At 64.6% G+C, this 25,320-nt stretch carries 26 protein-coding genes and 1 other RNA gene; 8 read left to right on the top strand and 19 right to left on the bottom strand.

Annotated elements, in window-relative coordinates; genetic code table 11:
- Nucleotides 1-44 precede the first annotated feature (44 nt).
- Nucleotides 45-1,577, bottom strand: a complete 1,533-nt coding sequence (locus OE856_RS01090) for an acyl-CoA carboxylase subunit beta (RefSeq protein WP_263714199.1) — start codon at nucleotides 1,575-1,577, stop codon at nucleotides 45-47.
- A gap of 178 nt (nucleotides 1,578-1,755) precedes the next feature.
- Between OE856_RS01090 and OE856_RS01085 the strand changes: the two genes are divergently transcribed.
- Both OE856_RS01085 and OE856_RS01080 read left to right on the top strand, forming a co-directional pair.
- The gene (locus OE856_RS01085) at nucleotides 1,756-2,982 is read left to right on the top strand and encodes a multidrug effflux MFS transporter (RefSeq protein ID WP_263714198.1); all 1,227 of its coding nucleotides are present in this window, start codon (nucleotides 1,756-1,758) and stop codon (nucleotides 2,980-2,982) included.
- Nucleotides 2,983-3,045: 63 nt separating this feature from the next.
- Complete coding sequence (locus OE856_RS01080) at nucleotides 3,046-4,449, top strand: helix-turn-helix domain-containing protein (RefSeq protein ID WP_263714197.1); 1,404 nt, start codon at nucleotides 3,046-3,048, stop codon at nucleotides 4,447-4,449.
- Nucleotides 4,450-4,481: 32 nt separating this feature from the next.
- Here OE856_RS01080 and OE856_RS01075 read toward each other — a convergent pair whose 3' ends face one another.
- The 7 genes from OE856_RS01075 to mgtE form a co-directional block, all read right to left on the bottom strand.
- Nucleotides 4,482-4,730 (bottom strand): YdcH family protein, encoded by a 249-nt coding sequence (locus tag OE856_RS01075; protein WP_166499753.1) that lies wholly within the window; start codon nucleotides 4,728-4,730, stop codon nucleotides 4,482-4,484.
- Between the two features lie 77 nt (nucleotides 4,731-4,807).
- Entirely contained in the window at nucleotides 4,808-5,719 is a 912-nt protein-coding gene (locus OE856_RS01070) for a DMT family transporter (protein ID WP_263714196.1), read from the bottom strand.
- Between the two features lie 90 nt (nucleotides 5,720-5,809).
- Nucleotides 5,810-6,550 carry a YebC/PmpR family DNA-binding transcriptional regulator gene (locus OE856_RS01065; RefSeq protein ID WP_263714195.1) on the bottom strand — a complete coding sequence of 247 codons (741 nt, stop codon included), beginning with the start codon at nucleotides 6,548-6,550 and terminating at the stop codon, nucleotides 5,810-5,812.
- 77 nt (nucleotides 6,551-6,627) lie between these two features.
- The gene (locus tag OE856_RS01060) at nucleotides 6,628-8,406 is read right to left on the bottom strand and encodes an SLC13 family permease (RefSeq protein WP_263714194.1); all 1,779 of its coding nucleotides are present in this window, start codon (nucleotides 8,404-8,406) and stop codon (nucleotides 6,628-6,630) included.
- An 82-nt stretch (nucleotides 8,407-8,488) separates the two neighbouring features.
- On the bottom strand, nucleotides 8,489-9,301 hold the full coding sequence (locus OE856_RS01055) for a TIGR00282 family metallophosphoesterase (protein WP_263714193.1): 813 nt from the start codon (nucleotides 9,299-9,301) through the stop codon (nucleotides 8,489-8,491).
- A 37-nt stretch (nucleotides 9,302-9,338) separates the two neighbouring features.
- On the bottom strand, nucleotides 9,339-9,893 hold the full coding sequence (locus OE856_RS01050; RefSeq protein ID WP_263714192.1) for a 5-formyltetrahydrofolate cyclo-ligase: 555 nt from the start codon (nucleotides 9,891-9,893) through the stop codon (nucleotides 9,339-9,341).
- Nucleotides 9,890-11,275 (bottom strand): magnesium transporter, encoded by a 1,386-nt coding sequence (gene mgtE, locus OE856_RS01045; RefSeq protein ID WP_263714191.1) that lies wholly within the window; start codon nucleotides 11,273-11,275, stop codon nucleotides 9,890-9,892. Before mgtE ends, OE856_RS01050 begins: the two co-directional genes overlap by 4 nt.
- Before the next feature lie 118 nt (nucleotides 11,276-11,393).
- On the opposite strand from mgtE, the gene guaD reads away from it, so the two are divergent.
- Nucleotides 11,394-12,686, top strand: coding sequence for a guanine deaminase (gene guaD / locus OE856_RS01040; protein ID WP_263714190.1), 1,293 nt, complete (start codon nucleotides 11,394-11,396; stop codon nucleotides 12,684-12,686).
- A 10-nt stretch (nucleotides 12,687-12,696) separates the two neighbouring features.
- On the opposite strand, the gene OE856_RS01035 is transcribed toward guaD, so the two are convergent.
- From OE856_RS01035 to OE856_RS01025, 3 genes are all read right to left on the bottom strand, one after another.
- On the bottom strand, nucleotides 12,697-14,034 hold the full coding sequence (locus OE856_RS01035) for an 8-oxoguanine deaminase (protein WP_263714189.1): 1,338 nt from the start codon (nucleotides 14,032-14,034) through the stop codon (nucleotides 12,697-12,699).
- A gap of 3 nt (nucleotides 14,035-14,037) precedes the next feature.
- Nucleotides 14,038-14,838: an inositol monophosphatase family protein gene (locus OE856_RS01030; RefSeq protein WP_263714188.1), complete on the bottom strand. Its 801-nt coding sequence runs from the start codon at nucleotides 14,836-14,838 to the stop codon at nucleotides 14,038-14,040.
- An 85-nt stretch (nucleotides 14,839-14,923) separates the two neighbouring features.
- Nucleotides 14,924-15,295 (bottom strand): helix-turn-helix domain-containing protein, encoded by a 372-nt coding sequence (locus OE856_RS01025; RefSeq protein WP_263714187.1) that lies wholly within the window; start codon nucleotides 15,293-15,295, stop codon nucleotides 14,924-14,926.
- A 319-nt stretch (nucleotides 15,296-15,614) separates the two neighbouring features.
- On the opposite strand from OE856_RS01025, the gene OE856_RS01020 reads away from it, so the two are divergent.
- On the top strand, nucleotides 15,615-16,577 hold the full coding sequence (locus tag OE856_RS01020; protein ID WP_263714186.1) for an NADPH:quinone oxidoreductase family protein: 963 nt from the start codon (nucleotides 15,615-15,617) through the stop codon (nucleotides 16,575-16,577).
- Here the strand turns inward: OE856_RS01020 and OE856_RS01015 are convergent.
- Nucleotides 16,564-17,445, bottom strand: a complete 882-nt coding sequence (locus tag OE856_RS01015; RefSeq protein WP_263714185.1) for a LysR family transcriptional regulator — start codon at nucleotides 17,443-17,445, stop codon at nucleotides 16,564-16,566. The two genes, OE856_RS01020 and OE856_RS01015, sit on opposite strands and share 14 nt — an antisense overlap.
- A 398-nt stretch (nucleotides 17,446-17,843) precedes the next feature.
- Here OE856_RS01015 and OE856_RS01010 point away from each other — a divergent pair, with 398 nt between their 5' ends.
- Complete coding sequence (locus OE856_RS01010) at nucleotides 17,844-18,584, top strand: Bax inhibitor-1 family protein (RefSeq protein WP_263714184.1); 741 nt, start codon at nucleotides 17,844-17,846, stop codon at nucleotides 18,582-18,584.
- Between the two features lie 206 nt (nucleotides 18,585-18,790).
- Here OE856_RS01010 and rpmG read toward each other — a convergent pair whose 3' ends face one another.
- Nucleotides 18,791-18,958 carry a 50S ribosomal protein L33 gene (rpmG, locus tag OE856_RS01005; protein ID WP_009159342.1) on the bottom strand — a complete coding sequence of 56 codons (168 nt, stop codon included), beginning with the start codon at nucleotides 18,956-18,958 and terminating at the stop codon, nucleotides 18,791-18,793.
- 131 nt (nucleotides 18,959-19,089) lie between these two features.
- Nucleotides 19,090-19,476, bottom strand: an RNA gene (gene rnpB, locus OE856_RS01000) — RNase P RNA component class A.
- 103 nt (nucleotides 19,477-19,579) lie between these two features.
- Here rnpB and OE856_RS00995 point away from each other — a divergent pair.
- Nucleotides 19,580-19,945, top strand: coding sequence for a hypothetical protein (locus OE856_RS00995; protein ID WP_263714183.1), 366 nt, complete (start codon nucleotides 19,580-19,582; stop codon nucleotides 19,943-19,945).
- Here the strand turns inward: OE856_RS00995 and OE856_RS00990 are convergent.
- Genes OE856_RS00990 through gatC form a run of 4 tightly spaced genes read right to left on the bottom strand, consistent with a single transcriptional unit; the run spans nucleotide 19,930 to nucleotide 23,042 of the window.
- Nucleotides 19,930-20,601: an N-acetylmuramoyl-L-alanine amidase gene (locus tag OE856_RS00990; RefSeq protein ID WP_263714182.1), complete on the bottom strand. Its 672-nt coding sequence runs from the start codon at nucleotides 20,599-20,601 to the stop codon at nucleotides 19,930-19,932. The genes OE856_RS00995 and OE856_RS00990 overlap by 16 nt on opposite strands.
- 5 nt (nucleotides 20,602-20,606) lie before the next feature.
- Nucleotides 20,607-21,242 (bottom strand): hypothetical protein, encoded by a 636-nt coding sequence (locus tag OE856_RS00985; protein ID WP_263714181.1) that lies wholly within the window; start codon nucleotides 21,240-21,242, stop codon nucleotides 20,607-20,609.
- A gap of 31 nt (nucleotides 21,243-21,273) precedes the next feature.
- Complete coding sequence (gene gatA / locus OE856_RS00980; RefSeq protein ID WP_263714180.1) at nucleotides 21,274-22,755, bottom strand: Asp-tRNA(Asn)/Glu-tRNA(Gln) amidotransferase subunit GatA; 1,482 nt, start codon at nucleotides 22,753-22,755, stop codon at nucleotides 21,274-21,276.
- Entirely contained in the window at nucleotides 22,755-23,042 is a 288-nt protein-coding gene (gatC, locus tag OE856_RS00975) for an Asp-tRNA(Asn)/Glu-tRNA(Gln) amidotransferase subunit GatC (RefSeq protein ID WP_263714179.1), read from the bottom strand. Before gatC ends, gatA begins: the two co-directional genes overlap by 1 nt.
- A 141-nt stretch (nucleotides 23,043-23,183) precedes the next feature.
- Between gatC and OE856_RS00970 the strand changes: the two genes are divergently transcribed.
- Nucleotides 23,184-23,876, top strand: a complete 693-nt coding sequence (locus OE856_RS00970) for a metal-dependent hydrolase (protein ID WP_263714178.1) — start codon at nucleotides 23,184-23,186, stop codon at nucleotides 23,874-23,876.
- A gap of 69 nt (nucleotides 23,877-23,945) precedes the next feature.
- Here the strand turns inward: OE856_RS00970 and OE856_RS00965 are convergent, their stop codons facing one another.
- Nucleotides 23,946-24,398: a nucleoside deaminase gene (locus OE856_RS00965; protein ID WP_263714177.1), complete on the bottom strand. Its 453-nt coding sequence runs from the start codon at nucleotides 24,396-24,398 to the stop codon at nucleotides 23,946-23,948.
- 75 nt (nucleotides 24,399-24,473) lie between these two features.
- Here OE856_RS00965 and OE856_RS00960 point away from each other — a divergent pair, with 75 nt between their 5' ends.
- On the top strand, nucleotides 24,474-25,274 hold the full coding sequence (locus tag OE856_RS00960; protein WP_263714176.1) for a pseudouridine synthase: 801 nt from the start codon (nucleotides 24,474-24,476) through the stop codon (nucleotides 25,272-25,274).
- The last annotated feature ends 46 nt before the right edge of the window (nucleotides 25,275-25,320 follow it).

Raw genomic sequence — 25,320 nt, 5'->3', positions numbered from 1 at the left:
TTCTGCCACGCGTCACGCATGGGGCTCCTCCCTGTCACGCTTGATTAAAGCGGGATGTTATCGTGCTTTTTCCACGGGTTGGTCAGCTGTTTGCCCCGCAGCGACGCAAAGGCGCGCGCAACCCGTTTCCGGGTGGAATGGGGCATGATGACCTCGTCGATAAAGCCACGCTCGGCCGCGACAAACGGGTTGGCAAAGCGGCCTTCGTAATCCTCGGTGCGCTTGGCGATCTTGTCCGCATCACCCAGTTCCGAGCGATACAGGATCTCGGTCGCGCCCTTGGCACCCATCACCGCGATCTGAGCGGTCGGCCAGGCATAGTTGAAGTCGCCGCGCAGATGCTTGGACGCCATAACGTCATAGGCACCGCCATAGGCCTTGCGGGTGATCACGGTCACCTTCGGCACGGTGGCTTCGCCATAGGCGAACAGCAGCTTGGCACCGTGCTTGATGACGCCGCCATATTCCTGGCTGGTACCGGGCAGGAAGCCGGGCACGTCGACCAGGGTCAGGATCGGAATTTCGAACGCGTCACAGAAGCGCACGAAACGGGCCGCCTTGCGCGAGCTGTCGATGTCGAGACAGCCGGCCAGCACCATCGGCTGGTTGGCGACAACACCCACGGTCTGGCCTTCGAGGCGCATGAAACCGGTGATGATGTTCTTGGCGTAATCTTCCTGGATCTCGTAGAAATCGCCCTCGTCGGCAACCTTCAGGATCAGCTCTTTCATGTCGTAGGGCTGGTTCGGGTTGTCGGGGATCAGCGTGTCGAGGCTGTCTTCCAGGCGCGACGGCTTGTCAAAGAACGGACGCACCGGCGGCTTTTCACGGTTGTTCAGCGGCAGGAAGTCCACCAGACGGCGCACTTCGGCCAGGGCTTCGACATCGTTGTCGAAGGCGCCATCGGCAACCGAGGATTTCTTGGTGTGGGTGCTGGCACCGCCCAGTTCCTCGGCGGTGACGACCTCGTTGGTGACGGTCTTCACAACGTCGGGGCCGGTCACGAACATGTAGGACGTGTCCTTGACCATGAAGATGAAGTCGGTCATCGCCGGCGAATACACCGCACCACCGGCGCAGGGGCCCATGATCACGCTGATCTGCGGCACCACGCCCGAGGCCATGATGTTGCGCTGGAAGATCTCGGCATAACCGGCCAGAGCATCGACGCCCTCCTGGATACGGGCACCGCCCGAGTCATTCAGACCGATGACCGGCGCGCCGTTCTGCACGGCCATGTCCATGATCTTGCAGATCTTCTGTGCGTGGGTCGCCGAAACCGACCCGCCCAGAACCGTGAAGTCCTGAGAGAACACATAGACCATACGACCGTTGATCGTACCCCAGCCAGTGATCACGCCGTCGCCGGCGGGTTTGTCTTCTTCCATGCCGAAGTCGGTGCAACGATGCGCCTTGAACATATCGAACTCTTCAAACGAGCCCTCGTCGAGCAGCAGCTCGACACGTTCACGCGCCGTCAGCTTGCCCTTGGCGTGCTGGCTGTCGATCCGCTTCTGTCCACCTCCCAAGCGGGCAGCGGAACGGCGGTCTTCTAGTTCTTGCAGGATATCTTTCATTTTGACCCTTCCCATGCCGAATTCACAACACCCTACAGCCTCTGACGCACTCTACAAAGGAAATTTGAGCGTATTTGCAAAGTTTTGTCAGGCGTCGAGTTGCGAATTGCAAAATCTGCAAATCGCCTCCCCATATGAACATATGGACAAGCTCACCACAACAGCCTAAGTCATAGAAATGTCACAGAAACCCGCGATCCTCTTTCTCGATCGCGCCACCCCGCCGCATATCGTCACCTTGGTGCTATTAGCCGGTATTTCGGCGCTATCAATGAACATTTTTCTGCCATCCCTGCCGCGGATGACAGAATTTTTTCATACCGATTACAGGCTCATGCAACTGTCGGTCGCGCTCTACCTCGGCATGAACGGTGTTTTGCAGATTTTCATCGGTCCGGTGGCCGACAAATACGGTCGCAGGCCGGTGATTCTCTGGGCTTGCGGGGCGTTTTTGCTGGCCACTTTGGGCTGTCTTTTCGCCCCCAACATCGAAATCTTCCTGGCCTGCCGCATGGCCCAGGCCATCATCGCGGCAGCCATGGTGCTGTCACGCGCGGTGGTGCGCGACATCGTCCCCGATGAAGAGGCCGCCTCGATGATCAGCTATGTCACCATGGGCATGGCGCTTGTCCCGATGCTGGGCCCTATGCTGGGCGGCGTTCTTGATGACCAGTTCGGCTGGCAGGCCAGCTTTGTCGCCCTGCTGGTGGCCGGGCTGGCGGTGATGGCGCTGACCTGGTTCGACCTCGGAGAAACCGGGAAACCCAGCGATATCACGCTGCTTGCCCAGTTCGGCGAATACCCCGAGCTGCTGACCTCGCGCCGGTTCTGGGGCTATACGCTGGCCGCGGCCATGTCCTCGGGCACCTTCTTTGCCTTTCTGGGCGGCGCGCCCCTGGTGGGCTCGGCGGTGTTCGCGCTGGGCCCGACCCTGCTGGGCCTTTATCTCGGCGCGCCGGCATTCGGATATATTGCGGGCAATTTCATCTCTGCCCGGTTCTCGACCCGCATGGGCATCACCTGGATGATGCTGACGGGCGCGATCATCGTCTTTGCCGGGCTGGCGGTGTCTCTGGCGCTGTTCCTCGGCGGCGCCACGCATCCGCTGGCATTTTTCGGCCTGACCAGCATGGTGGGCCTGGGCAATGGCATGGTGCTGCCGAACGCGACGGCGGGCGCGCTGTCGGTGCGGCCCCGGCTGGCGGGCACCGCCAGCGGGCTGAGCGGCGCGATCATGATCGGCGGCGGGGCGGCCCTGTCGGCGGCGGCGGGCGCGCTCCTGAAACCCGGCTGGGGGGTCTACCCGTTGCTGGCAATCATGCTGCTGACCGCGGCCGCGGGAATCGGTTTTACCCTCTATGTCCAGCACATCAATCGCGCCCAAGGCCCCCTGCCCGGCCAATAAGCCCCCTTGCGCGGTCGATTTGCAAACGGCACGATGCCTTCAGCAAAATGCAAAGGTGTGTCGATGGCCAATCAGAAACTCTATGCCGGGGTCAAGCTGCGCGAGACGCGGACACGCCTGGGGATCACGCAAAAGGACTTTGCCGCCAAGCTGGGCATCAGCCTGCCCTACCTGAACCAGATGGAGAACAACAACCGCCCCGTTTCCACCGGGGTGGTGCTGGCGCTGGCACAGGAGTTCGGCTTTGACGTAACCGAACTGTCGGCCGGCGATGCCGAGCGCATCATCACCGACATGCGCGAGGCTCTGGCCGATCCGGTCTTTGCCGATGCCGCGCCGCCGCTGGCCGATCTGCGGCTGACGGCCTCGAACGCGCCGGCACTGGCGCGGGCCTTTCTCGACCTGCATCGCGCCTATCGCCAGACCCATGAACGCCTGGCCCAGCTGGACGAGGCGCTGGGCCGCGACGACGCCCGCGTGCGCCCCAGCCCCTGGGAAGAGGTGCGCGATTTCTTCCACTATTGCGACAACTACATCGACGCGGTCGACCGCGCCGCCGAACGCTTTGCCTGTCCGGGCGGCAACCGGGGCGACCCGATGGCGCTGGCACGTAAAGCCCTGGAAGATATCGGGATTACCGTCCGCAACGATCACAATGCCGGGCTGCGGCGCTTTGATTTCGAACACAACGTCCTGACGCTGAACTCGCGCTCTACCCCCGCGACGCAGCGGTTCCAGCTGCTGCACCAGGTCGCGATCATGAAATATCCCGACCTGCTGGATGCGACGCTGGACATGGCCCGGTTCCAAAGCGAAGAGGCCCGCGCCATCGCCCGCGTCGGCCTGGCCAACTATTTCGCCGGCGCCGCGCTGCTGCCCTATCAACGGTTCCTGGATGCCGCGCAAAGCACCCGCCACGATCTGGAACGCCTGATCGACCTGTTCGGCGCCTCGCTGGAACAGGTGGCGCATCGCCTGTCGACCATGCAGCGCCCCGGCGCCAAGGGCGTGCCGTTCTTCTTTGCCCGCGTCGATCAGGCCGGCACGATCACCAAGCGCCACTCGGCCACGCGGTTGCAATTCGCGCGCTTTGGCGGCGCCTGCCCGCTGTGGAACGCCCACCATGCGTTCGAAGCGCCGGGCCGGTTCCTGCGGCAGCTGGCCGAAACCTCGGACGGCGCGCGCTATTTCTGTCTGGCCCATGACGTGACCAAGCGCGGCGGCGCCTGGGGCGCACCGATCCGGCGCTTTGCCATCGGGCTGGGCTGCGAGGTGCAGCACGCCAGCCAGATCGTCTATGCCGATGATATGGACATCACCCGCGCCTCAGCGTTCGAGCCGATCGGGATTTCCTGCCGGATCTGCGAGCGCCGCAACTGCGCCCAGCGGTCGGTTCCGCCGCTAGAGCGACGCCTGACCATCGACCCGAACAAACGCGGCATCCTGCCCTACGAGGTTGCCGAATAGCCCCGCCCGCCCGGCGGACGGGGCCACATGTATCAGGCGCCTGCGGCCGCTGACAGGGCGCGGGCGATCTCATCCTTCAGCGCCATGCGTTTCTTGCGCATTTCGACCTCGTGCAGCTCTTCGGTGGGCTCGACATTGGTCTCGGCGCGGTGAATGGCGCGGTTGATCTCGTGATATTCCTCCACCAGCCGGGCAAAGTGGCTGTCGCTGGTTTTCAGCGCATGGATGGCCTCGGCCTGATCGGGGAATTCTTCAGCCAGTTCATGGGGGGTATGCGACATTTTCAGTCTCCTTCCTGTGACGTTTGTCTCACGCTAGAGCAGCGCCCCGGCGCCAACCTTGACCCGGATCAAACTGCCTAGCTTTTCGTGGCCTCGGGCGCCGGCGTGATCGCCCGGCGGCGCAACCGCGCCTCGCGCCAGGTGATGAAACTGACCGAGGCCAGGATCAGCCCGCCGCCCGCGATGACCCAGATATCGACCGCCTCATCGAACGCCGCCCAGCCCAAAGCCGTGGCCCAGACCAGTTGCAGGAAGGTCACCGGCTGTGTCACCGTCATCGGGGCTGCGCGAAAGGCCAGCGTCATGCTGAAATGCCCCGCCGTGGCAAAGCCCGCCACCAGCGCCAGCCAGCCCAGCTGCGCCAGGGTCGGCGGCACCCACACAGCCCAGGCGAAGGGCGCCAGCCCCACCGTCACCGTCAGCGACAGCATCGCCACCACCGTCGCGGCGCTGACCTGCGCGCTCATCCGGCCGGCGATCAGGTAGGACACCCCGAACATCAGCGCCGTGACCAGCATCGCCAGATGACCCGGTGTGACCTCGCGAAAACCGGGGCGCAGAATGACCATCGCCCCCAGGAAGGCCACCGCGATGGCAGCGATCCGGCGCGCGGCCAGGCGTTCGCCCAGAAACAGCGCCGCGCCGATGGTGACATAGATCGGGCTGAGGTAATTCATCGCCGTGACCTCGGCGATCGGGATTTGGGTCATGGCATAGAACCAGCACAACACCCCCAGCGTATGCACCCCGCCCCGCGCCGAGAACATCAGCGCCTGCCGCCCCGTCAGCCTGTGGCGCAAGATCTGCGGCAGCACCGGCAGAAACGCCACCAGCCCGAACACATAGCGCAGAAAGGCCGATTGCGCCGCGGGCACGTCGCTGCCCACATGTTTGACGATCGCCGTCACACAGACGAAACACGCCCCCGTCACCAGCATCCACAGGATGCCGGTCAGCGGTCGATGGGTCGTGGTCTGCGTATCGGTCATGGCGCGACCTGACCCGATGCCGCCCGCCAGCGCAAGCCGGAAACGAAAACAGGCCCCGCAGGGCCTGTGATCAAACGCGGGTGGCGCGGCTTAGAGCTGGGCCATCACCTCGTCCGAGATTTCAAAGTTGGCGGTGACGTTCTGCACGTCATCGTCATCTTCCAGCGCCTCGATCAGTTTCATCAGCTTTTGCGCGCCGTCCAGATCCAGCTCGGTGGTGGTTTGCGGGCGCCAGACCAGCTTGGTCGAATCCGATTCACCCAGTTCGGCCTCCAGCGCGATGCTGACCTCGCTGAGGTCGGTATCGGCGCACCAGATGATGTGGCCGTCTTCGCTGCTTTCGACATCCTCGGCGCCGGCCTCGATCGCGGCCATCATCACCGTGTCGGCATCGCCCACGCTGGCCGGATAGGTGACCTGACCCATGCGGTCGAACATGAACGCGACAGACCCGGTCTCGCCCAGGTTGCCGCCATGCTTGCCAAAGGTCGAGCGCACGTTCGACGCGGTGCGGTTGCGGTTGTCGGTCATGGCCTCGACAATGACGGCCACGCCGTTGGGGCCGTAGCCCTCATAGCGGATCTCGTCATAGTTCTCGGCATCGCCGCCCTGGCTTTTCTTGATCGCGCGGTCGATCACGTCCTTGGGCACCGAAACCGACTTGGCCTCTTTCACCGCCAGACGCAGGCGCGGGTTCTTGTCGGGGTCGGGGTCGCCCATCTTGGCGGCGACGGTGATTTCCTTTGACAGCTTTGAAAACAACTTCGACCGGGCGGCATCCTGCCGGCCCTTGCGGTGTTGAATGTTCGCCCATTTTGAATGGCCTGCCATGACACGCTCCACGCTCGGAAAATCTGTTCGCGCCTCTATAGATCAGCGCGCCCCATGCCTGCAAGTAACCAGCCCGCCTATAGCGGCCAGAAAAACGGGATCAGCACCGAGGCCAACAGCCCGATCGACAGGTTCAGCGGGATACCGACTTTCATAAAGTCGGTGAACCGATAGCCGCCGGGGCCGTAGACCAGCGTGTTGGTCTGATAGCCGATCGGCGTGGCGAACGAGGTCGAGGCCGACAGCATCACCGCCACCACCAGCGGCCGCGGATCGACGCCCAGCGCCTGGGCCAGGCTGATCGCGATCGGGGTGACCACAACCGCAACGGCGTTGTTGGTCACCGTTTCGGTCAGGATCGAGGTCATCAGGTAGATCGCCCAGATCAACAGGAAGGGCGGCAGCGTGGCCAGGAACGGGCTGACAGCACCCACCAGCATCGCCACCGCGCCCGAGGCCTCTAGCCCCGCGCCGACGGCCAGCATCGAGAAGATCAGCACCAACAGACGCGCATCGACGACCGAGAACGCCTCTTCGCTGTCGATACAGCGGGTCAGCAACAGAACCGCCACCGCCATCACCGCCAGGAACAGGATCGGCGCCACACCCAGCGCCGCCAGCAGCACGATCGCCGCCAGGCAGACCAGCGCCACCGGCGCATGGCTGCGGCGATAGGCGCGCGCGGTGGGTTCGGTGATGTCGACCAGTTCCATGTCCGAGGACAGGCGGCGGATATCCTCGGGCGCGCCTTCCAGCAGCAGCGTATCGCCCACGCGCACCACAAGGTCATCCAGCTTGCGCCCGATATTCTGGTTCCGGCGGTGCACGGCCAGCGGATAGACGCCATAGCGGCGGCGCAGGCGCAGCTCGCCCAGCGATCGGCCGATCATCCGGCATCCGGGCGAGATCAGCGCCTCGACCGTCGTCGTCTGCACCGAGGACAGCTTGTCGACCAGGCGCAGGCTTTTCGATTTCTGCAGGCCCAGCAGCTCCGACATCTCGGTGCGCAGAACGACGCGGTCGCCGGCCTCCAGCCTCACATTGCTCAGGTCACGGCGCAGCGAAGCGTCACCGCGCAGCACGTCGACCAGCCGCACCCCGTCGCGCTTGAACAGATCAATCCCGCGCACGGGTTCACCGATCAGCTCGGAATCCTCGGGCACGGCGACCTCGGTGAAAAACTTCATCCGGCTGCGATCCGACAGCAGATCGGCCATGGAATCGCGCCGCGGCAACAGCTTGCGCCCGATCAGCGCGATATAAAGCATCCCCCACAGCACCAGGATCAGCGCCAGCGGCGTGACCTCGAAAATGGTGAACGGCTCTAGCCCCGCGTTGCGCGCCACGCCATCCACCAGCAGGTTGGTCGAGGTGCCGATCAGCGTGGTCATGCCGCCCAGGATCGAGGCATAGCTGAGCGGGATCAGAAGCTTGCTGACCGGGCGGTTGATCCGCCGTGCCAGCTTGACGAAAATCGGGATCATCATGACCACGACCGGCGTGTTGTTCATGAAGGCCGAGGCCATGACCACAAAGCCCAGCAGCCCCGCGATACCCAGCATCGGCGCCTTGTCGGTGGCCTGTTCGGCGTAGCCGATCACGCCCTCCAACGCCCCGGTCCGCGTCAGCGCCCCCATCACCACGAACATGGCGGCAATAGTCCACGGCGCGGGGTTCGACAGCACCTCTAGCGCGTTGTCATAAGGCAGAATTCCCAGGAACAGCATCACCGCCGCGCCCGACACCGCGATCACCTCGGCGGGGTAGCGTTCGCGCACGAACAGAACGAACATCACCGCCACGACGGTCAGCGCCAGAATCGCACTGGAGGTCGCCGAAATGGAAAGATTGATCATTCTGTGAGGGCCCTGCTCCGCATCACGCCCACTTTAGCGTGGCCCCGTCCCCACACAAGTACAGACTGCATGGCCCGCGCCCTCAGGGGTTTGACGCCTGCAACAGCCCGCCCTGGCGCACCATTTCCAGGCGTTTTGCCTTACCGGTGCGATCGTCGGTCTCGACATAAAGACCCGACAGCGTGGCCTCGCCATTGGCGGGGGTAAAGCGCGACTTGGCCATGCCGGTGATGAACCGGCGCATCGGCTCGGCCTTGTCCATCCCGATGATCGAGTTGTAATCGCCGCACATGCCGGCATCGGTCTGATAGGCCGTGCCGCCCGGCAGGATCATCGCGTCGCCCGTGGGCACATGGGTATGGGTTCCCACCACCACACTGGCCCGCCCGTCGCACCAATGACCCATGGCCATCTTTTCCGACGTGGCCTCGCAATGCATGTCGACCAGCGTGGCCTGCGCCAGCCCGCCCAGCGGATGGCGGCGCAGTTCGGCATCGATGGCCGAAAACGGATCGGCAAAGGGGCGTTTCATAAAGACCTGGCCCAGCACCTGCGCCACCAGAACCTTGCGCCCGCCAGCCGCGGTGAACAGCCGGGCGCCCTTACCAGGGGCCTCGGTGGCGTAGTTCAGCGGGCGGATGATGCGCGGCTCCTGGTTGATGAAGCTCAGCATGTCCTTTTGGTCAAAGGCATGATCGCCCAGCGTCAGGCAATCGGCCCCCGCATCCAGCAGAGCCTTGGCATGCTCCGCACTGACGCCCGCGCCCGAGGTCGCGTTCTCGGCGTTGACGACAACGAAATCGAGGCCCCAATCGGCCCGCAGCTTGGGAAGGCGTTCGGTGATGGCCTTGCGCCCGGCCCGGCCCATCACATCGCCCAGAAACAGGATCTTCATGCCCCATGCCTAGGGCCTGAACGGCCCAAGGGCAAGACTAGAACCGGTGCAGACCGTCCTCGGTGACGATCAGGTCAAGCGGTTGATCATGCGGGTCGGGCGGCAGGGCCGCAACCCTCTGCCCGGCAAAGGCAAACCCCACCGCCAGCACCGGCCCGGCGGCGCGCAGCTTTTCCAGCGTGCGGTCGTAGAACCCGCCGCCATAGCCCAGCCGCAGACCGCGCCCGTCAAAGGCGGCCAGCGGCACGACCAGCACCTGCGGCTCCAGCTCGGCGCCATGGGCCGGGATCATCGCGCCAAAGGCACCCTCGACCATCTCGGTGCCGGGGCGCCATTCGCGAAAGGCCAGCGGCTGCGCCTTGCCCACCACCACCGGCAGACAGATCTGCGCATCGAGCCGCGCCAGCGCCGGCATCGGGTCAACCTCGGACCGCATGGCGGCATAGCCCGAGATCACCTTGCCCTGATGGGGCAACAAAGCCTGATAGAGATGCTCTGCCGCAGCCGCCGCGCGTTCGGGCGTGTTCAGCGCCCCGCGCGCGGCCAGACAGGTCTTGCGCAGCTGCGCCTTCTGCGCGGCCGCGTCGGTCACAGCAGCATCACAGACGCAAGACCAAGGAAGGCGAAAAAGCCCACCACATCGGTCACTGTCGTCACAAACGCCCCCGAGGCCAGCGCCGGGTCGACCCCCGCTTTTTCCAGCGTCACCGGGATCACGATCCCGGCCAGCCCGGCGATCACCAGGTTCACCACCATCGCGATCCCGATCACCGCGCCCAGCATGGGCGAGCTGAACCACAACAGCCCGACCAGCCCCATGACCACCGCAAAGATCACCCCGTTCACCGCGCCCACCAGAACCTCGCGTCGAACGACGCGCCACAGGTTCGAGCCGGTCAAGTCCTTGGTCGCAATCGCGCGCACCGCCACGGTCAGGCTTTGCGTGCCGGCATTGCCGCCCATCGAGGCCACGATCGGCATCAAGACCGCCAGCGCCACCAGCTGGGCGATGGTGTCTTCGAACTGGTCAATCACCAGCGACGCCAGGATCGCCGTCACCAGGTTGACCCCCAGCCAGGGTAGGCGCCGCTTGGTGGTTTCGATCACGCGGTCCGACAGGCTGCTTTCACCGACACCGGCCAGGCGCATGATGTCTTCTTCGTGCTCTTCATCCAGAACGATCATCGCGTCGTCGATGGTGATGACACCCACCAGCCGCCCGTCGTCGTCGACCACCGGGGCCGAGATCAGGTGATACTGGTTGAACGCATAGGCGACCTCGGATTCGGGCTGCATCACCGGGATGGTGCGGAAACTGTCTTCCAGGATCTCAAGCAGCGTCACCTTGCGGGACGAAGACAACAGCTTGCCCAGCGTGACATATCCCACCGGCCGCATCCGCGGATCGACCACGATCAGGTGGTAGAACTGATCGGGCAGATCGGCCTTGTTCTTGCGCAGGTAATCAATCGCCTCGCCCACGTTCCAATGCTCGGGCGCGGCAACGACCTCGCGCTGCATCAGACGGCCGGCCGAGTATTCCGGGTAGCTCAGCGCCCGCTCGACCGCCACACGGTCGGCATCTTCCAGAACCTCCAGAATCGCGGCCTGCTGCGGCTCTTCCAGATCCTCGACCAGATCGACAACGTCATCCGAATCCAGATCCCGCACCGCCTCGGACAGCAGCTCCTTGGGCAGAAACTCGATCACCTCTTCGCGGATCGCGTCATCCAGTTCGGTCAGAACCTCGCCGTCGATATGGCCCGCGCCCAGCAGCAGGATCTCGCGCCGCTGCGCGCTGTCGATCTGTTCCAGAAGGTCGGCGATGTCGGCGGCATGCAGCTCGTCCAGCAGCTCGCCCAGCCGGTCACGATCACCGGCCGCAATGGCCAGGCGGATCGCAGACACAACACGACTGTTCAGCGCATAGCTGTCGTCTTCGCGTTCCTCGATGTCCTCGATGCCATCCGCCATGACCGGCCCCCGCTGATTTGCCCGAACATTAGCGAAAGCTTTGACGCAACAACAGGCCCGAAAGCAGATTTACCTTGCGGCGGCAGCCCCCTAGGCTGTTTCCGACAAGAGGTGCGAGATGACCGGAAAAACCCTGCTACTTGGCCAGACGCTGGCCTATCAGGCCGACCCGTTTGCCGAGGGCCCCGACGCGGCCCGGCACATGGCCCATGGCGGCGTGCTGATCGAAAACGGACGGGTTCAGGCCGTGGCCGATGGCGCCACCCTGCGCACCGCGCACCCCGACGCCACCCTGCACGATTACGGCGACGCGCTGATCACGGCGGGCTTTGTCGATGCACACGCGCATTACCCCCAGACCGCGATGATCGCCAGTTGGGGCAAGCGGCTGATCGACTGGCTGAACGATTACACCTTTCCGCAAGAGATGAAATTCGCCGATCCCGCCTATGCGACCGAGATCGCCAACCGCTATCTCGACCTTTTGCTGGCCAATGGCACCACCACCGTATGCAGCTATTGCACGATCCACCCGGCCAGCGTCGATGCCTATTTCACCGCCGCCAGCGCGCGCGGGATGCGGGTGCTGGGCGGCAAGACCTGCATGGACCGCAACGCGCCCGAAGGCCTGCGCGACACGCCGCAAATCGCCTATGATCAATCTAAGGCATTACTTGAACAATGGCACGGATATAACCGTAATCATTACGTTATTACCCCTCGTTTTTCGCCGACCTCAACCCCGGAACAACTGGCCGCGCTGGGCGCGCTATGGGCCGAATACCCCGACTGCCTGATGCAGACCCACCTTAGCGAGCAGGTCGATGAGGTCGCCTGGGTGCGCGGCCTCTTCCCCGACGCGCGCGACTATCTGGACACCTACGAACAGCACGGGCTGCTGGGGCGCGGCGCGTTGTTTGGCCACGCGATCTATCTCGAAGACCGCGAGCGCGACCGCCTGAAAGAGGCCGATGCCAGCCTGATCCACTGCCCCACCTCGAACACGTTCATCGGGTCGGGCCTGTTCGACATGGGCGGGCTGATGGCCGAGGGCCACCGCATCGGGCTGGCCACCGATACCGGGGGCGGGTCGTCCTTTTCGATGCTGCGCACCATGGCCGCCGCCTATGAGATCGCCCAGCTGCGCCACAACCCTCTGCATCCGTCCCAGCTGTATTGGCTAGCCACACAGGGCGCCGCACGGTCGCTGCACCTGGATCACCTGATCGGCAACCTAGCCGAGGGGCTAGAGGCCGACCTGATCGTGCTGAACCTGTCCTCGACCCCCGCCATCGCCCAGCGCGCGGCCCAGGCCAATGACCTGTGGGAGGCGCTGTTCCCAACGATCATGATGGGCGACGACCGCGCGATTGCCGATGTCTGGGTGAATGGAAAACGGGTTTCCCGTTAGGTATCAGGGACTAACAAGCCAAAGCTTCGGCAAGCGCATTCTGCCGCTCGATCACGCGCGGCAGGTCGATCGTTGCCATCTGCCCGCCGCGCACCACTTGGCGGCCTTCGACAAACAGATCGCGCACACGGGTCGGGCCTGCCAGCAACAGCGCCGCCTTGTCCCAGCTGCCGGCGCTGTCGATGCCGCTGACATCCCAAAGCGCGATATCGGCGCGCTTGCCAACCGCGATCTGCCCGCAATCATCGCGGCCCAGAACCTGCGCCCCGCCGCGCGTGGCGATCTCTAACGCCTCGCGCGCGCTCATGGCAACGGCGCCATTGGCGACCCGCTGCAACAGCATGGCCTGCCGCGCCTCCAGCACCAGGTTACCCGCGTCATTGCTGGCCGAGCCATCAACGCCCAGCCCCACCTTGACACCCGCATCCCGCATTGCACGCACCGGCGCAATACCGCTGCCAAGGCGGCAGTTCGAACAGGGGCAATGAGCGACTCCGGTGCCAGATTTCGAAAACAGGTCAAGCTCTTGCCCGTCCAACTTGACGCAATGGGCATGCCAGACATCGGCGCCGGTCCAACCCAGATCTTCGGCATATTGGCCGGGCCGACAGCCGAACTGCGCCTGGCTATAGGCGATATCCTCGTCATTCTCGGCCAGGTGGGTGTGCAGCATCACCCCCTTGTCGCGCGCCAGCAACGCGGCATCGCGCATCAGCTCTCGGCTGACGGAGAACGGCGAACAGGGCGCCACGCCCACCCGCACCATCGCGCCCTCGCGCGCATCGTGAAAGGCGTCGATCACGCGGATGCAATCACTCAGGATATCCGCCTCGCGCTCGACCAGACTGTCGGGCGGCAACCCGCCCGCGCTTTCGCCGATGCTCATGGCCCCGCGCGTCGGGTGAAACCGCAGCCCCACCTCGGCCGCGGCATGGATCGTGTCATCAAGCCGCGCGCCATTGGGGTAAAGATAGAGGTGATCGGACGTCATCGAGCAGCCAGACAAGGCCAGCTCTGCCAGCCCGACCTGCGCCGAGGTGAACATCTCATCGGGCCCGAACCGCGCCCAGATCGGATAGAGCGTTTTCAGCCAGCCAAACAACAGCGCATCCTGCCCGCCCGGCACCGCGCGGGTCAGCGTCTGATAGAGGTGGTGATGGGTGTTCACCAATCCCGGCGTGACGACACAGCCCTGCGCATGCACCAGCTCGGCATCGCCGGGATGCAAGCCCTGCCCGATCTCGGTGATCACCCCGCCTTGCAGCCGGATGTCGGCACCCGACAGCTCACGCCGCGCGTCGTCCATGGTCAGGATCGTGTCGGCGCCGCGGATCAGGATGTGTGTCATGGCTTATTCGCCGGCTTGTGAAAGAAACTCCAGCGCCGCTGCGTGGATGTCCGGGTTCGCCGCCGCCAGCACCCGCCCGCCCGCATGAGCAGGCCGCCCGCGCCAGTCGGTGACAATGCCGCCCGCGGCCTCGATCACCGCGATGGGGGCGTGAATGTCATAGGGGTTGAGGCCAGCCTCGACCACAAGGTCGATCTGCCCCAGCGCCAACAGCGCATAGGCATAGCAATCCATCCCATAGCGCGTCAGGCGGCAGTGGCGGGCCAGCTCGTGAAAGGCCGCACCTTCGGCCTCGGTGCCGACCTCGGGGAAGGTGGTAAAGATTACCGCCTGGTCCAGCGCACGCGGCGCCATGGTTTTCAGCGCGCGCGCACCATGCGGGCCGGTGAATTCGGCAAGGCCAAGGCCGCCGATCAACCGCTCGCCGATATAGGGTTGGTCGATGATGCCCAGTCGCGGGCCGGTATCGTCGGATACGGCGATCAGAACGCCCCATGTGGGCGTGCCCGACATGTAGCCGCGCGTGCCGTCGATGGGATCAATCACCCAGGTCAGGCCCGACGTGCCCGCCTGCGTACCGAATTCTTCGCCCAGGATGGCATCTTGCGGCCGCGCCTCGGCCAGGATGGCGCGCATGGCGGCCTCGGCCCCGCGATCGGCCACTGTGACCGGATCGAACCCGCCCGACAGCTTGCTTTCGATGCCCAGCGCCCCGCCCCGGAAATGCGCCAGGGTCTCGGTGCGCGCGACATCGGCCAGCGCGCGAGCGGTGGCGATCAGCTGGTCACGGTCTTGATCAATCATGGAAAACACCCCGGCATCCGGCCGGGAGAGCCCCGTGCCGCCCTTTGGCGGTAGCCCCCGCCGGGCGGCACGTCAAGGCATAGGCTTAGGCCGCGTCGCTGAGAACGCGGGCCAGCTCGAACAGGCGGCGGCGTTGGTTTTCCGGAATGGCGTAGTAAGACCGCACCAGCTCCAGCGCCTCTTTGTCCGACAGGATATCGGCGGGAACGCCCTCGGGCACTTCGCGCTCGGCCTGCTTGGCATCCAGCCCTTCAAAGAAAAAGCTGACCGGCACTTCAAGCGCATCGGCGATATCCCACAGACGGGACGCACTGACGCGATTCATGCCGGTTTCGTATTTCTGAATCTGCTGGAACTTGATGCCGACACGCTCGGCCAGCTGCTGCTGGGTCATGCCAACCATCCAACGGCGGTGGCGGACTCGCTTGCCTACATGGACGTCTACTGGGTGCTTCATGGACGGTCTCCTGTCTTTACCCTGTATTAAAGCAAGTTTCATGCCAACCGTGCCAAATCACAGGTGCTATCAATCGAAAATACACTACGTTCATGTTTTTGTTAAGTTTATTTTTTGGCCGTCACAATTTCGCCTACAAGGTTAACCTTAACCAGCTAACGCGTGACGCACATTGCAATTTCACCCTAGGCGTGTTTTGCATTTTGCAATGCATTTTGCAACAACCCGAGCGCCCAACCTTTACGAATACCAATTGCCTGTCTGGTCAACCGCGCCCGGGCCGACTAGGTTCAGCCCGACACGACAGACGGAGACAAGGATGCGCGCGTTTCAGATTGCCGAAGCCGGTGGAACCCCAACACTGACAGAGTGTGCCACACCTCAACCCGTGGGCGATATGGTTCAGGTGCAAATCGCCGCTTGTGGGCTGAATTTTGCCGACATGCTGATGATTCAAGGCAAGTACCAGGACACCCCGCCCTACCCCTTTACCCTGGGGATGGAGATTGCCGGCACCGTCACCGCCGTCGGCCCCGACGCACCGGCCGATCTGCTGGGCAAGCGGGTGGCGGTTTTTGCCGGATCGGGCGGCCTGGCCGATTACGGCGCCTTTCCCGCCGATCGCTGCACCGTCCTGCCCGACAGCATGAGCTTTGAGGACGCCGCCGCCTTTCAGATCGCCTATGGCACCAGCCACGTCGCGCTGGACCATCGCGCCCATCTGCAGGCAGGCGAAAACCTGGTGGTACTGGGCGCGGCCGGCGGTGTTGGCCTGACCGCCGTCGAGATCGGCGCGCGCATGGGCGCCACCGTCATCGCCATCGCCCGAGGCGCCGACAAGCTGGAGGTCGCGCGCGCCGCCGGTGCCACGCACCTGATCGACGCCGACGCCCCCGATATCCGCGAGCAGCTCAAGGCCCTGGGCGGCGCCGATGTGGTCTATGACGCCGTGGGCGGCGATCTGTTCCGCGCCGCCTTCCGCGCCTGCAACCCCGAGGCCCGCATCCTTGCCATCGGCTTTGCCAGCGGCGACGTGCCGCAAATTCCGGCCAACCACCTGCTGGTCAAGAATATCGCGGTGCTGGGCCTGTATTGGGGCGGCTACCTGAATTTCCGGCCTTCGGTTCTGACCGACAGCATGAAACAGCTGTTCGCCTGGTATGACCAGGGCGCGCTGAAACCCCACATCAGCCAGACCTTCCCGCTGGATCAGGCCGGCGAGGCGATCGAGTTCCTGCGCAGCCGCCGGTCGACCGGCAAGGTCGTGGTCACGACCGGCTAAGCCCGCGCGCCGACCACCCGTTGCGATAGGTCTGGCGGATCAGTTCCGCCAGATCCTGCAACGGCCCCTTGGTGCCAATGCCCGCCACATACAGATTGACCTTGAAGGTCGGCAGGTCGGGCAAGGCGCCGTTATGATTGATCCGCTCCAGATGGGGCGGTTCGGCCCCCTCCATCACCGTATGCACCGCCAGATCGGCCGTCACGGTGGCCTCGACCGTGCGGCTGGAATTGCTCTCCACCGCCATCTCCCAGGGAATGCCCGCCGCATCCAGCGCCTGCTGCACCGGGGCGCGGAACCGGCAGTTGTATTCATAGGCCAGCCGCAGCGGCCGCCCCCGCCAGGCCTGCCCGTTCTGCGCACCGACCCAGACCAGCGGCAGTTCGATCAAGGTCTCTCCGCCCTCGTCCGGCAGGCCCTCGGTGGTCAGGATCGCATCGACCTCGCCCCGCGCGAACTGCGCTTTCAGCTCTTTGGTAAAAGACGACAGCAGATGCACCTTCATGCGCGGATAATCGGCATGAAACCTCTGCATCACCTGCGGAATCGACGGGTAGACAATGTCATGCGGCACCCCCAGCATGATCTCACCCTCGTACTCCTGCGCGGTCAGCCGGGCATAAATCTCGTCGTTCAGCGCCAGCATCCGCTTGGCATAGCCCAGCAATTGCTCGCCCGAGGCCGTCAGCGCGATCTGCCGGGCAGAGCGATCCAGCAACTGTAGATCCAGCGCCTCTTCCAGCCGCTTGATCTGCATCGACACCGCCGATTGCGTCAGGTTCAGAAATCCCGCCGCCCGCGTCACGCCGCCCGCCTCGGACACCGCCACGAAAGACCGCAGCGCGGTCAGGTCAAGGTTTCTGGGCATATCACGTTTCCTTATGGGCGGGATGACAATCATTCGTTTGATACATCAAGCACGACATTGCAGAATATATCAAGCATTACCATCAAATCCCCACATTGTATTCCATACAGGAATGGAAAGAACGCCATGAGCACCCTCCGAATCCCCCGACACGCCCCGCTGCGTCGCCCCTTGGCCTGGCTGCGGCGGCTGCGCCGACCCAGCCCCGCAAAGCCCCCGCAGCCCCGCACGCGCCCCCATCATCAAAGCTGGAACGCCCCCGACGCCTGGACCCGCTGAAAGATCGTCGGAAATCGGCGCGCAAAGCCTTGAAATACCCGCCCCCCTTGCCGATATTCCAAGGCAATGACCTGTGTGCCAGCCGCGCACGGGGTGGTGACTTCAACTCGGAGGCTTAGATGGCTGACTACAACACGATCCGCGCAGGCCAGGCCGGCACCCGTGCCGCGCAGATTGACCAGGGGCTGCGCGCCCACATGAACAAGGTCTACGGCACCATGTCCGTCGGCCTGCTGATGACCGCGCTGGTGGCCTGGGCCGTTGGCTCGAACGACGCGCTGCTCAGCATCTTCCGCAATGTGCAGACCGGCCAGATGACCATTCTGGGCTGGGCCGCCATGTTCGCGCCGCTGGTCATGGTCTTTGCCTTTGGCGCCGTGATCAACCGCCTGTCGGCGGCCGGCGCACAGCTGTTCTTCTATGTCTATGCCGCTGTCATGGGCCTGTCGCTCAGCTGGATCTTCATCGCCTTTACCGGCATCTCGATCGCCCAGACCTTCGTGATCACCTCGATCGCCTTCGCCGGTCTGTCGCTGTGGGGCTATACCACCAAGAAAGACATCTCGGGCTGGGGTTCGTTCCTGATCATGGGTGTGATCGGCATCCTGGTCGCCTCGATCGTGAACATCTTCCTGGGCTCGCCCGCGATCCACTTCGCGATCTCGGTGATCGGTGTGCTGCTGTTTGCCGGCCTTACCGCCTATGACACCCAGCGCATCAAGACCGACTACATCAGCCACGCCCACGCGATGGACGAAGAATGGCTGGCCAAATCGGCAATCATGGGCGCGCTGAACCTGTACCTGGACTTCGTGAACCTGTTCATGTTCCTGCTGCAGTTCCTCGGCAATCGCGAGTAACCCGCCCGCACCAGACAAATCCCAAGGGCCGGCCCAGCGCCGGCCCTTTTTGATTCCGGCCTTCTTCTTCGCACAAATATCCCCGCCGGAGGCCCCTGAGGCACCGCAGGTGCCGAGGCCCCTCTTGCGCGCGGCACGCGCGCACCGCCCAAACGAAAAAGGCCGCGCAAAGCGCGGCCTCAGTCATAATCCGGAAAGGGGCGATCTTACTTGATCTTGCCTTCCTTGTATTCGACGTGCTTGCGCACAACCGGATCGTATTTGTTCACCACCATCTTCTCGGTCATGGTGCGGGCGTTTTTCTTGGTCACGTAAAAGTGGCCGGTACCCGCGGTCGAGTTCAGGCGGATCTTGATCGTGGTGGGTTTCGCCATTTCATGTCTCCGTCGCGCGGGCAGCAATCTGCCCGGTAAATCCTTGAAGCCCGCCTTTTACTGGTCCGGCGCGCCGAGTCAACTGCTATCGCGGGGTTTTCCTGCCGCAACAGCGAAAAACCCCAAATCATATGCGCGGATGGCCTGTAAGCCGGATTCTGTCCAGGGGTTGCCCCCTTGGATGACCATTCCTCTGGGCCCGCCGTTGCCGACGCGCTCTAGCTGCCAACCCGGGTCTCGGGGCCGAAGCGACCCTGCGGCGAACCGCGTGAGACCCCTATTCGGCATTGCTCCGGGTGGGGCTTGCCGTGCCGTCCCTGTTACCAGGGCCGCGGTGGGCTCTTACCCCACCGTTTCACCCTTACCTGCGGCGGTATCGGCCAGGCCGACCTTTCCGCGGGCGGTTTCTTCTCTGTGGCGCTTTCCCTCGGGTTTCCCCGGCCGGGCGTTACCCGGCACCCTTGCTTCGTGGAGTCCGGACTTTCCTCGAGTTGCCCCGCGGTCATCCGGCCATCCGCGCCCGGCCTATCTAGGCCCGCGCGGGCGCAAAGGCAACCGCGCCATAAGATTGCCATCAAGATCACGATACTGGGCCCCCACCACCAGCAAGAGACCCGACCGATGCCCAAGCCCCGTTTCCTGATCGCCCTCGCCCTGGCCGCCCTACTGCCCGTCGCCGCCATGGCCGCCGACAAGTTCACCCGCATCGCGTCCGAGGCCGGGTTTCGCCAGGCCGCCGTGGGCAAATACCTGTGGAGCGGAAACAACCACATCTTCCTGCGGGAAAACGGCCGCATCGCCGGCCAGTGGGATGGCATCAAGCTGAAAGGCGCCTGGGAATGGCGCGAGGGCTACCTGTGCCGCTCGCTGATCATCCCGGCCACCAATACCGACTGTCAGCTGTGGATGGTCAATGGCCGCCACACCCAGTTCTACGTCACCCGTGACCAGGGCCGCGGCGGCAGCTTTACCTACACCGTCAGATAACCCGCCACCGGATAGCGCGCCGCCAGATCGGCCATCAGCGCCCGGTCGGTGTCGTCCAGCGGGCCCTCGGCCCAGGGCCGGAACCGCAGCCGGAACACCTGCAACAGCAGATCAAGCGGCACGTCCGCCGCGTAACCAAACACCCGCGCATCCTGCGCGAAATCACCGGGCATTCCCGCAATGGGCCAGACCGACAGACCGGTCCGTGCCAGGCGTCTCCAGTCGAACCGCGCGCCGGGGTCACCCTTGCGCCCGGGCGCCATGTCGGAATGGCCGATTACCCGCTCGGGCGGAATCGCCCAACGCCCCATGACATCGGCCAACAGGCGCTCTAGCGCCGCCATCTGCGGCTGAGGGAAAGGATGCGCGCCGGTATTGGCCAGCTCGATCCCGATCGAGCGTGAATTCACGTCGCTGACCGGCCCCCAGGCCCCGGCCCCGGCATGCCAGGCGCGCTCGGCCTCATCCACCAGCGACGCTAGCGCCCCGCGCTCGTCTATCAGGTAATGGGCCGAAACCTCGCTCAGCGGGTCGCACAGCCGTTCCAGCGCCGCCCTCGCGCTGGTCATGGCCGTGTAATGCAGAACGATCAGATCGGGCCGGGCGCCGTCGCGCCGGGGGCCGAAATTGGGCGACGGATGCGTCAGGCCCGGCATGGGCCCTAGTTCGCCACCCTGCGGAACGGGGTCGGATCCCAGGTGCAGGCAAAGCCGTCGCCATCGGGATCAAGGTTCAGCCGGTCACGCTCGGGGCCGCCGGCCTTGAGAAACGCCTGCTGCGCCAGATCGGCCGAGGCGTATTTCGAACAGTTCCGCGCCAGTTGCGAGCCGCCCAGCAGGTTCAGACGGCGATAGACCTTCTGCCCCACCTGGTTCGAGGTGCTCAGCGCATATTCCACCACGTTCGGCCCGGTCGACACACGCGACGGCAGCGCGGTGGGTTCGATCACCACATATTGCTCGCGCTGCGCCTCAAGCCGCGCGGCATCGCTTTCGATGCTTTCGCGGGCCGACACGGCGCTGAAATCCTGCTCGTCCGAGATACCGGGATTGTTGACATCGACCACAGCGGTGCGGGCCGGCAGCGGCTCTTGCACCGGGGTCGCGTCGGCGGTGCCCATGGTCTCGGGCGGCAGAACGTTCACCTCGTCCAGCGTGGTGTCGCCTTGCAGGCGGGCCTCGCGCTGGGCCTCATAGCTGTCATAATCGCCAAAACCCACGCCCCGGCCCGAATCCGGGATCTCGGGCTCACAAGCGGCGGCGGCCAGAACGGCAAGGATCGCAACGGGATAACGCATCAGTGACCTGCTCTTTGTCGTTTTGCCCGGTTTACCACCATTTCGCGGGCTTGGAAACAAACCCGGCGGCACTCTCAAGCGCATAGGCGGTGTTCAGCAGATCATCCTCGGCCCAGGGGCGCCCGATCAGCTGAAGGCCCAGCGGCAGGCCCTGGCTGTCCAGCCCGGCCGGAACCGAGATCCCCGGCAGGCCGGCCAGGTTGACCGTCACCGTGAACACGTCGTTCAGATACATCTGCACCGGATCGGCCTCGGCCATCTCGCCCAGACCGAATGCCGACGACGGCGTGGCGGGCGTGAGGATCGCGTCGACACCGGCCGCAAAGGCCTGGTCAAAGTCGCGCTTGATCAGCGCGCGCACCTTGCGGGCGCGGTTGTAATAGGCGTCGTAGAAACCGGCCGACAGCACATAGGTGCCGATCATCACGCGGCGCTGCACCTCGTGGCCGAAACCCTCGGCGCGGGTTTTTTCGTACATCTGCACGATGCCGTCACCGGCGGCCAGCTTGGCGCGGTGGCCATAGCGCACCCCGTCATAGCGCGCCAGGTTCGACGACGCCTCGGCGGGCGCGATCACATAATAGGCGGGCAGCGCGTATTTCGTATGCGGCAGCGAGATATCGACGATCTCGGCCCCCGCGGCGCGCAGCATCTCGGCACCCTCGTGCCACAGGGTTTCGATCTCTTCGGGCATGCCATCCATGCGGTATTCGCGCGGAATGCCGATCTTCTTGCCCTTGATGTCGCCGGTCAGCGCGGCCTCGAAATCGGGCAGCGGCAGATCGGCGCTGGTGCTGTCCTTGGGGTCATGGCCCGACATGGCCTGCAGCATGATCGCCGCATCGCGCACGGTCTTGGTCATCGGCCCGGCCTGGTCCAGCGAGCTGGCGAAGGCGATCGTGCCCCAGCGCGACACGCGGCCATAGGTCGGTTTCAGCCCGACGATGCCGGTAAAGGCGGCGGGCTGACGGATCGAGCCGCCGGTATCGGTGCCGGTCGCGGCCAGGCACAGATCGGCGGCCACGGCCGAAGCCGACCCGCCCGAGCTGCCGCCCGGGGTCAGCTGGCGATCGTCGATCTTCCACGGGTTGACGGCATTGCCATAGGCGCTGGTCTCGTTCGAGCTGCCCATGGCGAATTCGTCCATGTTCAGCTTGCCCAGCATCACCGCGCCGGCGCCAAACAGCTGGCTGGTCACGGTCGATTCATATTCGGGCTTGAAGCCTTTGAGGATGTTCGACGCGGCCTGGCTGTCGACGCCCTTGGTGCAAAAGAGATCCTTGATGCCCAGCGGAATGCCGCACATGCCCGGCGCATCGCCCGCCTTGATCCGCGCATCGGCGGCGCGGGCCTGATCCAGAGCGATCTCGGGCGTCTTGTGCACAAACGCGCCCAGCGCGTCGGCGGCGTTGACCTCGGCCAGGCAGGCCTCGGTGATCTCGACCGAGGTCACATCGCCCTTGCGCATCGCATCGCGGGCCTCGGCAATCGTCAGTTTGGACAGCTCGGACATTATTCAACCACCTTCGGAACCGCGAAAAAGCCCTCGCGCGCGTCGGGCGCGTTCGACAGGATCTTGTCTTGCATGCCGCCGTCGGTCACCACATCCGCGCGCCGTTTCAGCCGCATCGGGGTGACGCTGGTCATCGGCTCGATGCCCTCGACATCGACCTCGTTCAGCTGCTCCATGAAGTCCAGAATGTTCGACAGCTCGCCCGCCAGCGCCGGCAGGTCTTTTTCATCCACGGCAATGCGGGCCAGATGGGCCACGCGCCGGGCGGTATCAATGTCGATCGACATGTTTCAGGCTCCGTCCAAGAGATCGCGACGGGTTTAGCGCCGCAATCCGCAGGCCGCAAGGGCAAGGCCGCCCCGCCCCGCAATCACGGGTGACAGACGCCGCGCGAATGATACGATATGCGCGAAAAACAGGAGGCAAAGATGAAAATCACATGGTTGGGCCATTCCGGCTTTCGCATCGAGATCGGGAACCAGGTGCTATTGGTTGACCCCTGGCTGACCGGCAACCCGATGTTCCCCATGGACCGCCGCGCCGAGGCAATCGCCGGCACCACCGCCATTCTGCTCAGCCACGGGCATGGCGACCATTCCGCCGACACGCTGGCGCTGGCGCGCGAGCTGGATGTGCCGGTGGTCGGTATCTACGACCTGATGTCGCATTGGGAAGAGGCCGAGGGCATCGCGACCGTGGGCTTCAACAAGGGCGGCACGATTCAACTGGGCGACCTGCGCATCACCATGGTGAACGCGGTGCATTCGTCCTCGATCAGTTCGCCGCAGGGTCCGGTCTATGCCGGTGCCGAGGCCGGGTTCATGATCGCGGGCGAGGATCGCACGATCTACTTCTCGGGCGACACCGACGTGATGGCCGACATGAAGATCCTCAACGACCTGCACGCCCCCGATATCGGCATCCTGTGCGCGGGCGGGCATTTCACCATGGACATGCGCCGCGCCGCCTATGCCGCGCGCGAGTTCTTTGATTTCAAGACCGTCATCCCCTGCCACTACCGCACCTTCCCGATTTTGGCACAATCGGCCGAGGTGCTGAAGGACAGCCTGCCGGGGGTGGATGTGATCGAACCGCAGGTGCTGGAGGCAATCGAGCTTTAGGGGCGCCGCCCCTCTTGGCCTGCGGCCAATTCACCCCGGGATATTTTCGCGAAGAAGAAGCCAGGCGGGTTAGCGGCGGGTGGCGAAGAAGGTTTTCAGCAGGGCCTCGGCCTGGGCGCTGTCGATGCCGTCGTAGATTTCGGGGCGGTGGTGACTTTGCGGGTGGGACAGCACGCGGGGGCCATGCGCCACGCCGCCCGATTTGGGATCGGCCGCGCCGTAATAAAGACGGCGAATGCGGGCCTGGCTGATGGCGCTGGCGCACATCGGGCAGGGTTCGAGCGTGACATAGAGATCGCAGCCCGGCAGCCGTTCCGACCCCAGCGCCGTGCAGGCGGCGCGAATGGCAAGGATTTCGGCATGGGCGGTGGGGTCGTTCAGTTCGCGCGTGCGGTTGCCGGCTTGGGCCAGCACGCTGCCATCGGGCGCCACGATCACCGCGCCCACGGGCACCTCGCCGCGTGCGGCAGCGGCGCGGGCCTCGGCCAAGGCGATATCCATATGGCTGGTAAAGCGCGTCATGTGTCGTTCTTGCCCCCTGCCCGCGCCTTGCGCAAGGCGCTTTCGCTTGGCCGCGCAAAGGCGTAAAGGGGGCCTATGAGCACAAATACCCCTCCGGGCGATCGCATCGCCAAGGTTCTGGCCCGGGCCGGCGTCGCCAGCCGCCGCGAGGCCGAGCGTATGATTCAGATCGGCCGTGTCAGCGTGAACGGCAAGGTTATCGACAGCCCCGCGCTGAACGTCACGGCGCGCGACCGCATCGCCGTGGATGGCAAGCCCATCGCCGAGGCCGAACCGCCCCGGCTGTGGCTCTATCACAAGCCTACCGGCCTGGTGACCACCGAGCGCGACGAAAAGGGCCGCCCGACCGTGTTCGAGAACCTGCCCGAAGGCATGCCGCGGGTGATGTCGGTGGGGCGGCTTGACCTCAATTCCGAGGGGTTGTTGCTGCTGACCAACGACGGCGAAATCAAGCGGCGGCTCGAGCTGCCCTCGACCGGCTGGCTGCGCAAGTACCGGGTGCGCGTCAAGGGCACGCCCGAGGATGCCACGCTGGACCCGCTGCGCAAGGGCATCACCATCGAGGGCGAGCGGTTCCAGCCGATGGAGGTCGTGCTGGACCGTCAGCAGGGCGCCAATGCCTGGCTGACCATCGGCATCCGCGAGGGCCGCAACCGCGAGATCCGCCGCGCGATGGAGGCCGTGGGCCTGGTGGTGAACCGGCTGTTGCGGGTCTCTTACGGGCCGTTCCGCCTGGGCGAGCTGAAAGCGGGCGAGGTTGAGGAAGTCAGATCGCGGGTGATGCGCGACCAGCTGGGCCTGGACACCGAATTCAAACCTGCCCCCAACCCGAAACCCCGCGTCACCCGGCCGCAACGGGGAAAACCCCGCCGATAGGCACCTTGCCGCCCACCGCCCATCATGTCTTTGTTAGGAAAACGAA

The sequence above is a fragment of the Actibacterium sp. XHP0104 genome (assembly GCF_025751515.1).
In the GTDB taxonomy this organism is placed as follows: Bacteria; Pseudomonadota; Alphaproteobacteria; order Rhodobacterales; family Rhodobacteraceae; genus Actibacterium_D.
This window is presented reverse-complemented; position numbering and strand designations above follow the sequence as displayed.